14 protein-coding genes are annotated in these 13,735 nt (G+C 44.9%); 3 read left to right on the forward strand and 11 right to left on the reverse strand.

All coding sequences use genetic code 11. The features are described from left to right. Positions 1-4: 4 nt before the first annotated feature. The 10 genes from ACHFJ9_RS04425 to ACHFJ9_RS04470 all read right to left on the reverse strand — a co-directional run bounded on the left by ACHFJ9_RS04425 (position 5) and on the right by ACHFJ9_RS04470 (position 10,405). On the reverse strand, positions 5-1,177 hold the full coding sequence (locus tag ACHFJ9_RS04425; protein ID WP_046873906.1) for a tetratricopeptide repeat protein: 1,173 nt from the start codon (positions 1,175-1,177) through the stop codon (positions 5-7). Next, entirely contained in the window at positions 1,174-1,794 is a 621-nt protein-coding gene (locus ACHFJ9_RS04430) for an energy transducer TonB (protein ID WP_005393542.1), read from the reverse strand. Before ACHFJ9_RS04430 ends, ACHFJ9_RS04425 begins: the two co-directional genes overlap by 4 nt. Further along, complete coding sequence (locus ACHFJ9_RS04435) at positions 1,794-2,198, reverse strand: ExbD/TolR family protein (protein WP_395353954.1); 405 nt, start codon at positions 2,196-2,198, stop codon at positions 1,794-1,796. Before ACHFJ9_RS04435 ends, ACHFJ9_RS04430 begins: the two co-directional genes overlap by 1 nt. Next, positions 2,195-2,749, reverse strand: coding sequence for a MotA/TolQ/ExbB proton channel family protein (locus tag ACHFJ9_RS04440; RefSeq protein WP_006741219.1), 555 nt, complete (start codon positions 2,747-2,749; stop codon positions 2,195-2,197). Before ACHFJ9_RS04440 ends, ACHFJ9_RS04435 begins: the two co-directional genes overlap by 4 nt. Next, positions 2,749-4,116, reverse strand: a complete 1,368-nt coding sequence (locus ACHFJ9_RS04445; RefSeq protein ID WP_226420294.1) for a MotA/TolQ/ExbB proton channel family protein — start codon at positions 4,114-4,116, stop codon at positions 2,749-2,751. Before ACHFJ9_RS04445 ends, ACHFJ9_RS04440 begins: the two co-directional genes overlap by 1 nt. Continuing rightward, the gene (locus tag ACHFJ9_RS04450; RefSeq protein WP_395353957.1) at positions 4,117-4,884 is read right to left on the reverse strand and encodes a DUF3450 domain-containing protein; all 768 of its coding nucleotides are present in this window, start codon (positions 4,882-4,884) and stop codon (positions 4,117-4,119) included. It abuts the gene before it with no gap. A gap of 74 nt (positions 4,885-4,958) precedes the next feature. Further along, positions 4,959-7,058 (reverse strand): TonB-dependent siderophore receptor, encoded by a 2,100-nt coding sequence (locus ACHFJ9_RS04455; protein WP_152813530.1) that lies wholly within the window; start codon positions 7,056-7,058, stop codon positions 4,959-4,961. A 207-nt stretch (positions 7,059-7,265) separates the two neighbouring features. Then, positions 7,266-8,639 carry a sensor histidine kinase gene (locus ACHFJ9_RS04460; protein WP_005393533.1) on the reverse strand — a complete coding sequence of 458 codons (1,374 nt, stop codon included), beginning with the start codon at positions 8,637-8,639 and terminating at the stop codon, positions 7,266-7,268. Next, positions 8,639-9,304 (reverse strand): response regulator transcription factor, encoded by a 666-nt coding sequence (locus tag ACHFJ9_RS04465; protein ID WP_005393531.1) that lies wholly within the window; start codon positions 9,302-9,304, stop codon positions 8,639-8,641. The genes ACHFJ9_RS04460 and ACHFJ9_RS04465 overlap by 1 nt, the downstream gene beginning before the upstream one ends. A 147-nt stretch (positions 9,305-9,451) precedes the next feature. After that, positions 9,452-10,405, reverse strand: a complete 954-nt coding sequence (locus ACHFJ9_RS04470; RefSeq protein WP_048624650.1) for a lactate/malate family dehydrogenase — start codon at positions 10,403-10,405, stop codon at positions 9,452-9,454. 239 nt (positions 10,406-10,644) lie between these two features. Here ACHFJ9_RS04470 and ACHFJ9_RS04475 point away from each other — a divergent pair, with 239 nt between their 5' ends. Continuing rightward, positions 10,645-11,355, forward strand: coding sequence for a glycerophosphodiester phosphodiesterase family protein (locus ACHFJ9_RS04475; protein WP_048625142.1), 711 nt, complete (start codon positions 10,645-10,647; stop codon positions 11,353-11,355). Positions 11,356-11,390: 35 nt separating this feature from the next. On the opposite strand, the gene ACHFJ9_RS04480 is transcribed toward ACHFJ9_RS04475, so the two are convergent. Next, complete coding sequence (locus tag ACHFJ9_RS04480) at positions 11,391-11,873, reverse strand: murein L,D-transpeptidase family protein (RefSeq protein ID WP_395353961.1); 483 nt, start codon at positions 11,871-11,873, stop codon at positions 11,391-11,393. Between the two features lie 289 nt (positions 11,874-12,162). Here ACHFJ9_RS04480 and ACHFJ9_RS04485 point away from each other — a divergent pair, with 289 nt between their 5' ends. Both ACHFJ9_RS04485 and ACHFJ9_RS04490 read left to right on the forward strand, forming a co-directional pair. Then, positions 12,163-13,158: a 2-hydroxyacid dehydrogenase gene (locus tag ACHFJ9_RS04485; protein WP_054866878.1), complete on the forward strand. Its 996-nt coding sequence runs from the start codon at positions 12,163-12,165 to the stop codon at positions 13,156-13,158. A gap of 85 nt (positions 13,159-13,243) precedes the next feature. Next, positions 13,244-13,600 (forward strand): YibL family ribosome-associated protein, encoded by a 357-nt coding sequence (locus ACHFJ9_RS04490; protein WP_005374274.1) that lies wholly within the window; start codon positions 13,244-13,246, stop codon positions 13,598-13,600. The last annotated feature ends 135 nt before the right edge of the window (positions 13,601-13,735 follow it).

The raw sequence follows: 13,735 nt of genomic DNA on the forward strand, positions 1-13,735 counted from the left end.
TTCGCTATGAGTTCTGCGTCGATTCTACTTTGCGTAGCTGTGATAGATACTTAACCCAACTTTTTGCCTGATTCGACGGTTTTATCTCATCCGCTCTTTTGGCATTAGCAAGTGCATCGTCAAACCGCTTAAGCTTGTAGTAAGCGCGAGTTTTGATAAGTGCGACATCCGCTTTACGACCGCTGACCTTATCGAGCGCGGCAAGGGCATCTTTATAGTGGCCTTCTTGCACCAACAATTGAGAATAGTTCCAGTAATACTGTCGGTCTAACTGAGCAGCAACACGCCAACTATCGATAGACTCTTCCCACTCTTTTGCCATTTGCCAATACGTCGCTTGCTGAGCTTTCAGTTTACTATTCGAGTTTACATCCTCTAGCTCGTTCATCACCAACGCAGCTCTCTCAGGAATACCTCGTTTAGCGTACAATTGTGCCAGCAGCTTTAAGTCATCTTGGCTAAGTTGTAACCCTTTCAGTTTTGCCAACGCCAAAGAGTCCAGAGCACGTTTGTTGTCATCAACACGCAGGTAAAGAGCAACAAGCTGGCGCCACCATTCAATTCGCTCAGGTTCAATCGCGATCAAGCGTTTGATGGTCGAGATTGCCGGCTTCCACTTTTTCAGTTCTAGCTCAGCAGAAAGCTTTATCGACAATGCGCCAAGCTTGTCTGGCTGACCAAACTTCTCATAACGAGCCATTGCTGAAAGCACTTTTTGCCACTGACTCAGTTGATAATGAGATTGGGAAATACGCAGCCATAGCTCATGCGCTTTTTGACCTTTAGGAATGTTTTTGCTCAAGGCATAGTAATGAGGTAACGCCTTAGAAAAGCGTTGCTCGTTCAGCAGTATATCTGCCAACATTTTTCGGGTTTGCCATGCTTGCTCATCTTGTAGCAAACCACTATTGACTGCCAACTCAAGTTGCTTAATTGCTGCTTGAGTTTGTTCATTCTGCCAGTAAAAAATACCCAACATTCGAGCGACATAAGCTTGGTCATATCCACGAGAAAGCTCCATAGCTTCAAGAGATGAAATCGCTTCTTTTAGTTTCTCCTCTTGAGCCAAGTTGTGTGCTCGTTGAACTCTCGCGGCAGTGTATTGGCTTAACTCACTGGCAATGGTTGAAAGTGCACTCAGGCTTAATACCGTACCGATTAAGAATTTTTTCATCATTTGGCTAACTTGAACTCCACTTTAGCGGTTTGTCCGAACTGCTCAATTGACACACCATCCTCAACTTTTGGCTGATACTTCCATTTTTTAAGCGCACGAATCGCTTCTCTTTCGAACATACGCTGTGGCTCAGCCTCGATCACTTCAATATCTTTTGGCCGTCCCGTTGCGTCGATCGTGAAACGCATAATGACATAGCCTTCAACTCTACGTTTCAGCGCCTTACTTGGATAGCGAGGATCAACACGATACAACGGCAGTGCTTGTTGGTTGCCCATTGTTCCCTTCAAGTTTGGCGCACTGATCGCGATACCTTCAAGGGCAGTGTTCAAACCTAAAGCACTGACTGGCGTCATCTGGCTCATTGGCTCCATTTGAGTGTCAGCTTGAGACAGATCCATTGGCTCCGGCGCTTGGGGTGGTTCTGGTTGCTCCGGCACTGAACGTTGACGACGCTGCACGTCTGCTTCATTCTCTACCATCACCATATCAAAACGAACCGCTTCCGAAGCTTCTGGCGCACGCTGGTTGCCTTTATCAACCATCCACGCCATAAAGCTAAACAGACTCACAGAAATTAACAGTGATGCTGGTAGTGCAAGTAACAGCCTGCCCATTAAGGTTTCTCCGCCGCCAATGCGATGTTTTTCACGCCCGCCGCTTTTGCAGCGTCCATCACTTTCACGACAGTGCCATTATAAGCATGCTCGTCAGCTTGGATAACTAACGAAGCATCAGGCTGATCAAGTAACAGGTGCTCAATAGAAGCCTCAACACGCTCAATATCAACCACTCGTTTGTCGATGTACACGTCATTTGCTGCCGTTACCGCGATAAAAATGCCCGCATCTTTTTGCCTTACCACATTAGAAGCCTGAGGGCGATTCACTTCTACACCGGACTCACGTACAAACGAACTGGTCACAATGAAGAAGATCAACATGATGAAGACGATATCAAGCATCGACGTTAAATCGACTTGAGCTTCATCTTGTTGGTTAGGTCTGCGTCCGAGTCTCACTTTTGACTCCTTAAAGATTGTTCTAACTGGATAGCTTTTCGTTCACACACTTTGCTAAGGCGAGCATGAATAAACATGCCCGCCAGCGCTGCTACCATACCCGCCATGGTTGGCAGCGTAGCAAGTGAGATACCAGAAGCCATCAATTTTGGATTGCTGCTGCCTTGCGATGCCATTACGTCAAACACCGTAATCATGCCCGTCACCGTCCCTAACAACCCTAGCATTGGGCAAACCGCCACAAGCAGCTTAATAGTCGATAGGTTTTGGCGCAGTTCGATTTGCGCTTTTGCAATCCATCCTTCACGGATTTGATGCGCGTACCAAGAGTGGTGCTCTGATCTTGCTTGCCACTGCTCACAAAGCTGTTTTTTTACCCCAGGGAAAACCGTTGTGAGATAAATAACTCGCTCCATAACCAACAGCCAGCACACCGCCACGACGGCGGCCAGCCACCATAGGATTTGACCACCTTGCTGCATAAAGCTCATCAAGGTTGTGGCCCAATCCTCACTGATCAAACCCAATGTGTTGAGTAGGATCTGCTCCATTACGCTGCGTTCTCCGCTAAGGTGTTAGAGTGATTTTTGTGACTCGGCATATCACGCTCAGCTTGTTCTGCAACTAAACCGATACCTTGCTTTTCTAAGATACTGCGAATATTTTCTGCTTGAGAGCTCAATACGTTGTGCGCCAATAACAATGGCATGGCTGAAACAAGGCCAAGTACAGTAGTTACAAGCGCCATCGAAATACCACCCGCCATTACTTTCGGATCACCATTACCAAATTGAGTGATGACTTGGAAGGTTTCGATCATACCCGTTACCGTGCCCAGTAGACCAAGCATAGGGGCCAGCGCAGCAAGAAGCTTCAGCATCGACAACCCTTTTTCTAGGTGGGTTTGCTCATCAACAACGGCTTCCAAAAGACGTAGCTCTAACGCTTCTACGCTGCGATGCTTATCTTTCTGATACACCGCAAGCACACGACCCAAAGGGTTGTCTCCTGGCTGTGCTGGAGTTTTCAGTTGCTTCATGATTTTCTGGCGCGAAATCATCAGAGATGCACCACGTACGAGAGCAATCAATAGGCCGATAGCTAATAAACCAAGGATGATTTTACCGACAACGCCGCCTGCATTTAGGCGATCAGCCAAAGTCGGTGAGTTTGCGAGCTGCTCAAGAAGAATGCCGCGTGACGGGTCAATGACAAGCGCATCAATGTCACCAGAGGAAATAGTATTCGCTGTTGGACCGCTTTCAGGCTGACGAAGATAGTTTACCGCATCTCCGCGTTGACCATTCCACTTAACGTAGCCAGTATCATCCAGCAGCGCCATAGAACCAAGACGAACACCATTAACCGTTTGTTCACGACCTTCGCCATTTAGCAGTGTGAAAGAGACGTTTGCCATCTCACCACTTGCTTTGATTTGTTCTTCCATGCTGCGCCACATCGCCTGAAGTTGGGTCAACGTTGGCAGTGATTTAGCTGCAACAATAGCATCGATATCTTTCTGATATGAGTTTGCATCAACACCCGTTACTGAGCTCTTGAGCTCTGACTCTAGCTCTTTTGCGTTCTGGCGAACGACGCCAAATAGCTCACCTAAGCTCCCGGTTTCTAGACGTAGCTTTTCTTCTAGCTGCGCCAGTTCCGCTTCGTTTTCACCGAAAGTAACACTTAATGAGTCCGCTTCTGCTTGAAGAGCCGCTCGCTCTGCGGCCAATTTATTCTTTATAGCCTGTAGCTCTTGCTCTGTTTTCTTAAAACCTGATTCACGCGCGACATTGTGCGATTGCTGTTGACGATTTTCTTGCTGCGCCTTTTGTAACAACGCATCACTAGCAAAAGTTGTATGAGGCATTAATGCGGCTGTCGAGATTAATGCAACCGATAACCATTTTTTCATCATTTATTTGCCCTCCGCAGCGGTTAACGACACTGGCAGAGTTAACATACTCGGCGCGATCTGTTTATTCGCCATAGCGAACGCTTTATCTAGCTCTGATTTTTGCTCAGAACCCACTTGTTGCCATGCTTGTTGTTGCTGTGACCAGCTCCAGAATATGTCACCAGATAAGCTACGCGCTACCAAAGACAAACGCCCTAAATAGAGAATGTCCGCCTCCACAGCTTCATTGTCACCCAGGTTAATCTTGCCTTGGTAAACGCCAAGCTTGGTGCCGTAATCCATTTCAATTTGGTACGCTTCTAAAATACGACGAAACTTCTCTGCATCCGCAACGTCTGCACGCGTCATCATGGAATCCAGCTTTGCAATTCGCTCCTCACGTTGCGCTTTGCGTATAGGTTTGTCGTTAGCAACGAGCTCTTTTAAGCCTTCAAGCATGTGATACATCAAAGGCACGACACCTTGACGAGTTTGAGCAATCTGCTCAATTTGCTCGTTCAAGCTATCAACTTCTTGATTTTGGCTCTCAACAAGGCTTGCAAGATGATCGCGATAAATCTTCAAGTTACCGACTTCTTCTTGCAGCTGCTCAATTTCAGCTTCTAGAGTAAGTGATTTTTCTGCGCTTGCATCAATACGTTTTTGGCTTACCGCCGACGACTGGTTTGTTTTACTCTGCACAGCTTGTGCATCGTTTAAGTTCGCCGCGTGAGCGGGAATCAAAACCGATGATATCAACAGAGCGATACTTGATTTCATTAGATTCATACGAGTTATATTTCTGTGTTCCAAAAACGACCAAAGGGGAAGACTACCCTTCCCCTTTAATAATCAAATTGTTATCAGTACTTGAACTGGATTGTTGCCATGTAGTTGCGGCTTTCTCCAACCACAACCCCACTCGCACCTTTTTGCTCGCTATTCGTGCTACCACCACCTGCGAAGTAGTCGGTATCGAATAAATTCTCGACATTGAATCGAGCAATGATATCCAAGTTTTCATCGTACTTATGTTTGTATGACACGCCCATATCAACGCGAGCGTAGCCATCTTTCTTGAAGGTGTTCTTTGCATCACCGTAGCGATCACCTTCATAAATCAAACCGAGGTTTAGGTTCGTATTGTCCTGAACCTTGTAGCTAGACCATAGACTTGCCGAGAACTCTGGCACATCTGCAGGGCGGTTACCCTCGAATTTTTTATCCGCTTTCGTCAACTCTGCATCCAAATACATTGCAGAAGCCGTTAGCGACAACTCTGGGGTCACAAAACCTTGAGCCATTAACTCAGCACCTTTGTGAACTTGCTCACCACCTTGCGTTTTCTTGTGTAGGAGATTACCGCCCGCGTCTTTGCCGCTTTCAACATCCAGCGAGATGTTCTCTAATGTGATATCAAACACTGCACCGGATACAAATAAGCGCTGATCGAACAGTTCCCACTTAGTTCCGATCTCGTAAGAGATACCACGCTCTGCGTCTAGCTTCTCGCCATCGTTCACGTAAGTTTTGCCACGACCACTGCTGACTTCACCTTGCGGCATAAAGCTTTCAGAGTACTGAACGTAAACCGAGCCATTTGTCGCTGGGTGGAAAATCACACCAAACTTAGGAGAAACTTGATTCTCTGTCAGGTCATCATCACGCTTTTCATCATAACGAACCCCTGCAAGTACTTGCCAAGACTCGTTAATAGTCATCATGTTTTGCGCGTAGATACCCCAAGTATCGTACTCAGTTGTTGGTGATTTCTTCGAACTACGATAGCCAGGCTTAGGCACCGTTTCTCCTGGCGCAATACTCGCCTCATTATGAAATGCCATAAAGCGATCATAACTGTAATCTAAGTAGTTAGCGCCCACTAACAACGTGTTTTCCGTACCGAACAAAGTAAAGTCCGTCGTCACATCTATATATGCAGTATCAAATACCCAATTATCGGAGCGATCATTACCTTTGTGTCGAATCACACCGTCTTTGTCATAATTGTCAAACTTAGGGTAAGACTCTACATCAAAACGCTTAAAGTCTTGACGGTTGTAACCCGCTTTTACGTTTACATTGTCAGTCACTTGAGCATTAATATCGATACCGTAGTTTTCTACTTCGTTGTCAATCTTTGACCACTGGGCATCCCAGATGTGCTTGTCACCGCGAACCGCTTTACCATCCACAATGTAAGCACCAGAATCCACGCTACCATCGTCTTTCGTGCGATCGTAATGCGCTGACACCATAAAGTTGTCGGTGATGTCGTACTCAACCACTAGACCCGCAACCGTACGATCCGTTTCTGGCTCGGTACCATCGCCGTATCTGCGCCAAGAGCCGTAGCTTTCTTTGGCAAAAATTGCGCGCGCACGCAGTGTCTCTGCATCATTTAACGCGCCACTCACATCAAGCACCGTGCGTGAGTGATCATTCGAACCTAGATCTTGACTCAAACTAGCTTGTGTTTGAGTTGTTGGTTTTTTCGAAACCATGTTTACTAAGCCACCCGGCTCAGATTTACCGTATAGCAGGCCTGATGGACCTTTAAGCACTTCAACACGCTCTAAAAGCTCAATTGGCTGACGGTAGTGTGACCAGTGTTGACGGCCATCACGAAGAAAACCGTCTGAACTGCTAAGCTCAAAACCACGTAGAGAGAAACGTTCGCGGTTACGGCTTGTACCACCCGCGCTAACACTTGCATCGTTACGTAGCACTTCACCAAGTGTACTTGCACGCTGCTCATCAATTACCGTTTCATCGATAACCGCTACTTGTCCTGGCGTTTCCAGCTGCGTCATTTCCATGCGCATTGCTGTACTGTTTGTATCCGCCTTGTAGCCGAACTCTCGACCTTCTACAACTACATGTTCGTCTGTTTGAACGTCCGCCACTGCAGGTGTTGCTAACACCGCACCGATCACTAGCGCCAAATGGCTCTTAGTAAACATATCCTTTCACTCCGATTATTATTTTTCGGGTCACATGCTTGTTGAATGCGATTCCCTCTTAATTATTTCGCGGGTGAATATAAGTGATAAGTATTACCATTTGCATTAAATTTACATTCTTTGCATTTGCAAACTTTTGTAAAGTACTCTCTGATGACGAGCCACGATAACGTGATCAAAATCACGGTTAATAAGACTTAACCATACTTACTGCTTGAACACCAAAGTAACACTCAGACCTCCTTGTTCACGATTTTTCGCCGTAACGGATCCACCCATAATGCGCATGGATTCTTTGACAATCGCGAGACCTAAGCCGTAGCCGCCAAGCTTCTTATCTCTTGATGCATCTAAGCGAGTAAACGGGTCAAAAATATCGACCAACTTGTTCTCTGGAATACCAGGCCCATTGTCGGATACAGACATGGAAATCAATTGCTGCCCATCTTTGACATGATTAGCCAGAGAAACTTCTATCTGAGATGCTTGCCCTGAATATTTGATGGCATTTCCAACAAGATTATTCAAACAACGAATGATGAGCGTTTCTTCGCAAAAAGCTTTGGCGCATGTTGCTTCTGAACGGAATGACAATGTTTGTTCTGGTTTTAAATCGATTTTGCACCGCTCTACTTGCGGTGCGAGCAACACCTCTAAATCACGGCGTTTCGCACCTTTGTCGAAACGCGCATTTTCCAAGCGACTGAACTCCAAGATATCGCTTATCAAATGGTTTAGCTCTTTAGCTTCGTCTTCTAGCCTGGTCACCAAGCTTTGCTCGTTCTCCCCAACTCGCTTCCGCAAAAGGTGTAGAACTAAATTCTGTCTTGCTAACGGCGTTCGGAGCTCGTGGGAGACATCTCTTATAAGCAATCGCTGCTTTTCGGCAAGAGAATGAATTTGCTGTGTCATGTGGTCGAAGTCTTGCGCCAGCTCGTTAAACTCGCGCGTATTCGATTTTAACTCTTTCACCACACTGACATTAAAGTCGCCGTTAGATAGCTTTTTGCTTGCTTCTCTTAAGCGATCAAGCGGCTGTTGTAAGTTGCGTGCCATTAGCAATGAGAACAACGCCAAAATAACTACCGCAATCACCACTTTGAGAATAGAGAAATATAAAATGAAGTCATGTGCGGGATGCAGTCGATGTGGCAGTTGAATTACCAAGCTATTATCTTTTACCAAAGGGATATTGATAATCGGGCGATTTACCTTTCCCTCAAGTTGATCATCAATACTTCTTTTAAATTGAAGTTTGAACTCGAAGTGTGGATGCATTAAACGGTGAGTGACGGGTTGCTGGTGCTCATTCAGCACAAACAGATAAAAGTTTTGCGCGTTCGCCCAATCCGCAAGTTCATCCATGTCTCCGTGCTCAATCAGCACATTGGCTTGATGTGCAAGATCGAGCATTTCTTCTCGCACACTGTCCGGCACTTTTAGCATGGCTTTCACGAGAGCTTGCTCCGCCATTGCTTGTACGACCAAAATACTTATCACAATTGCAGTCATATAACTAAACAACTTAAACGCTAAGCTGTCTTTACGTTTCGCGATAAAAGGTGGGCACGTGAGCTTCATTAATTGTTTACAGCCTCTAGGTAGCTGTAACCTTTGCCACGGAAGGTTTTGATATGTTGCTTAGAGAGCCCTGCTTCTACTAGCTTGCGACGTATATTACTGATGTGCATATCAAGGTTGCGGTCAAAAGGGCTTAGCTCTTTCTTTAATACTTCGGTTTGGAGTTCCGCTTTTGAAATCACCACACCTTGGTTTTTGACTAAATAGCTCAGTAATTCGGCTTCCGTGCTTGTGAGTGGTAAGCTATTGAGCTGAGCACTGATCGTTTGAACGGTACTGCACATCGCCTGACGTTGGCGCTCTAAACCAACACGACGAAGAATCGCTTTGATGCGCATCAGAAGCTCAGCAACATTAAAAGGCTTTCCTATGTACTGATCGGCTCCCGCTTGGTAGCCATCAAGCATCGAGTTTTCATCATTAAGAGCAGTAAGCATTAGAATAGGTGTCGCGAAGCGTTGACAGATTCTACGGGCAACTTGCATGCCGTTAAGGTTTGGTAACATGACATCAAGCAGTACAAGATCTACCGGTGTTTTTTCCATATATTGCAAAGCACTTTCACCGCAATGTACAGAAGAGACAATATAGCCCTCCTCTTGCAAAACTGCTTCTAATAGCTCACACAAAGGAACGTCATCATCCACTATCAAAACTCGAGACATTACCACTCACCATTCAAATAAAAATGGTTCGCATTCTATTACTCATTTACAAATTAAACAACTACACATCCTAGGGCTTTAGTACAAATAGCTCTATAGCAGTAGACCGGAGTGCTAAGCTAACTAGCACCTGATAATGAGGGTAGATCAGGGCTTTAGCTTCGTCTGCTTAGCGACATTTTCGACGATGTGTTTTAAGTGGGCGCTGATCGTTTTTAATGTGACAAGCTCCTCTTCAGTGAAGGGATGCATCAGAACTGAATTTGCTCCGTTTTTTCCAATAACCGTAGGTAGGCTGAGAACAACATCATGCAAACCATATTGCCCCGACATCATCGTACCGACGGGCAACACCGATCGTTCGTTAATCGTCACAGCTTGAATGATTCGAAAGACACTGGCGGCAATGCCATGAACGGTGTTCTGCTTACGCCGAAAGATTTCGTATCCCGCCTGTTTCACCGCCTCAAGAAGTGCGTGCGGATCAATTCTCTCAATGTTATGGGTATCGCAGTAATAGTCGGCCGGTTGCCCAGCGATAGAAATTAAACTCTTAGGAGTAAAACAATGGCTACCATGCTCTCCTAATACATAACCAAACACGTTCTTCGGGTCTAGGTCTACACGGCCAGCAACAATACTCATTAAACGAGCGGTATCAACTACACAGCCACTGCTAATAACTTTACTCGGCTCAAAACCGGTGTTGGTGACAATAAAGTGCGCCACGATATCGCATGGGTTTGACACAACAATCAACACCGCATTTGGCGCTACGCGTTCTATTTGACGCGCAATATCAACTCCAATTTGAGCATTAACCTCAGCAATATCCAAACGAGTTTGTCCTTGTTTAATCTGCGTACCAGCGGTGATAACAACAAGAGAGGCTTCGAGTAAATCTAAGTAATCATCCGACGGCATAATGCGTGTGTTTTTTGAAAAAGTCAGTGCCATCGTGTGACGAAAATCAAACACTTCACCCTCGGCACGTTCTAAATTTTTATCAAGTAGAACAAGCTCGCTAAAACCACCCAGAGTGAGTAAGTAATTACATACTCCCACACCAACAGCACCTGCACCAATAACACCGATCTTCATATTTCTCTCTCCCGATAACCATGATGCATTAGCAACTACCTTGCTCTTTAAAAATGAGCGGCAGGAGAATAAAAGTCCAACTTTGGTTCATGATTCGACAGGAGTGCTTCCAACGACCTACCTTGACGAATGGGCGATTTGGCTTTTATTAAGACGATCTGACAACATGCACCTTGAGGTATATCTTCAAAGCAAAAAACGAGTACAATCTGCTCAACACAAAGCAGAAGATGAAGAACATGGAAACATTAGTAATTGGTCATCGTGGTGTTGCTGGCTCATACCCAGAAAATACAAAAGTGAGCGTTCAGGCCGCCATTGACCTCGGATTAAATTGGGTTGAAGTTGATGTACAACCGACCAAAGATAATGTTTTAGTGGTTTGCCATGATCACACCATAAATCGATGCAGTAATGGGCAAGGGCGTGTCGATGAACTGACTCTGGAAGAGTTAAAGGCGTTGGATTTTGGTAGCTGGTTCAGCGCAGATTTTTCAGGTGAGAAAATCATGACATTAGATGAGCTGCTCACTTTAGCTACTGAGCACAAGCTTAACTTGAATATTGAAGTTAAGGTAGATCGCCACCCAGCAGAAGAAGTGGCACAAGCTCTCGCCAACGTACTAGCAAAAAGTCCCATGCCGCAAGAGAAGGTACTACTCTCCAGTTTTAGTCATGATGTCATTAGAGCGCTGCATAAATACTGCAATGAGTATCGATTAGGTGTATTGAGTGAATTCTTAACGAGAAAAGATAAACGCCTTTTGGAAGAAGTTAACGCCTATAGCTGCAACCTAAACATTAACTGGGTTCGCTCGCGCCAAATAAACAAACTCCAGCAGGCGGGTTACAAAGTGATGTGTTATACAGTGAACAATCCAAACAAACTGAAGTACCTACCTCAGTTAGACGGTATATTCAGTGATCATCCACAACGCTTTATGCCATAGCACATACCACCTTGAGCTTCAGAGGCACCATTTCGTTACCACTCAATCTGAATTGGTGTCCCCATCTCTACAAGCTGGATAAATTCATCCATCTCTTCATTGGTAATCGCAATACACCCATTGGTCCAATCAAAGCTTTGGATATAAATCGGCAACTGACTCTCACCGTTTTTTAAACCATGAATTTTGATGTTCCCTCCTGGGGACACACCTCGGCGCTTCGCTTCCAACGTATCAATCGCATCAGGATAGCTAATATGCACAGAACGATAAAAAGCCGAGTCTTCTATGACGTAATCTAAGGTGTATTCGCCCTCAGGTGTACGATTGTCTCCCTCTTCTTGTTTATGCTCTTTAGGGTTCGCTCCTAAAGCAATGCGGTATTCTTTTAGTATTGTGCCTTGTTCCATTAAATACATTCGACGCTTTGACTTGTCGACTTTAACAAAATCTACAGCTGCATGGACGCCAGAAGCCAACACACAACACAAGAACATAGAGCACCATTTCACTGACATTGCCGGAACGCCTAACCTAACTAAAGTGAACAAGAAAAGAGCGATTATGCTAGTCAGTTAGCGCCCGTAAAGCAAACAGTATCTAGGGTAGAACCTGTATTACCCCAGGAGCTAAAGGGATGAACGCACAAGTGCAGAATCGTAAGATAATACTCATTGAAAGGCGTGATCGTTATCGTTGTTTGATATGGCAAAAGTTAAAGAGAAGATTTCTCTATTCATTCCGCCTAAGTTGCATTACTTTATAAGTATATTTATTTATAAAGTCCGCACTTTTTGAGAGGGAACCATGATTAATATTGCTTTTTTTAGTGCAAAATCCTACGACGAGGCCTCTTTTAATAAAATTAAAAATAACCGAAATTTTGAATTCCACTATCACGACTTCCGGCTAACCGAAAAAACCGCCAAAATGGCACATGGTTGCGATGTCGTGTGTGCTTTCGTCAATGATGACCTTTCAGCTCCCGTTCTTAAACAGCTTTCTCTAGGCGGAACTAAGCTTATTGCCATGCGCTGCGCGGGTTTTGATAAAGTTGATCTACAAGCCGCTAAAGAACTTGGCTTACAAGTGGTTCGAGTTCCTGCTTACTCACCAGAAGCGGTGGCTGAACACACAGTCGGTTTGATGATGTGCCTAAATCGTCGCCTTCACAAAGCCTACCAACGTACACGTGACGCCAACTTCTCGCTAGAGGGCCTAGTTGGCTTTAACTTTTACGGGAAAACCGTTGGTGTCATTGGTACAGGTAAGATTGGTATCGCGACGATGCGTATCTTCAAAGGGCTTGGCATGGAGCTGCTTTGCTATGACCCTTACGAAAATCCATTAGCACTAGAAATGGGAGCGCGTTACTGTTCGCTTGAAGAAATCTACGCTAATGCGGATATTATCTCTCTCCATTGTCCAATGAGTGAAGAAAACTATCACCTATTGAACGAAAAAGCCTTCGCGCAAATGAAAGATGGTGTGATGATCATTAACACCAGTCGAGGCGAGTTGCTGGATTCACTAGCGGCGATAGAAGCCTTGAAACAAGGTAAGATTGGCGCGCTTGGTCTAGACGTGTATGACAATGAAAAAGACTTGTTCTTCCAAGATAAATCTAACGATGTCATCGTAGACGATGTTTTCCGTCGCTTATCGGCTTGTCATAACGTGCTGTTTACTGGCCACCAAGCATTCTTGACTCACGAAGCACTTAATAATATTGCCTCAGTTACGCTCGATAACGTCGAAGCCTTTTTCTCTGGTAACGTATCGGGCAATGAACTGATTAACTAAAGCCAGACAATCGAGAAGTATAGTAGAGCGTGTGATCTCAGCTATGCTATACTTCTCGACTATTTAAAATTTGAGCCAAATTACCATGAGCATAAAAACTGATATTCAAAAGCTGCACAACCGTTTAGATACATGCCAACGTAAACTTGATGCGGCACGTTCTCGTGGTGATCACGAAATGATTACAAAGTTCACGGATGAAGTAGAACAGCTAACCAAAAAGCTTAACCAGTTAAAGCATAAGCAAAACTATGAGCTGAACAAAGAACGTAAAAGCTTACTTGATATGCCATTCTCTCGTGAAATCACCAAAGCAGAACAAGCGGACATCGGCAAACTGAAAAAACGCGTACGCGGCTTAGTAATCGTTCACCCACTAACAAAAGTTGGTAAAGAGCTTCGCCTCGATGTCATGACAGGCTTTGCGCCAAAAGAGTTTTAAACTCATATTAATACTCGTTGAGCCTAAGCATTTGCTTGGGCTTTTTATTTTGTACTGCTTCATTAAATGTCATCGAAATATCAACCCATAAGCTCCTAAAAAGGCCAGCGACAAAAGCCACGGACCTATTTTCAA

Source organism: Vibrio sp. D3, assembly GCF_043995865.1.
GTDB classification, from domain to species: Bacteria; Pseudomonadota; Gammaproteobacteria; order Enterobacterales; family Vibrionaceae; genus Vibrio; species Vibrio diabolicus.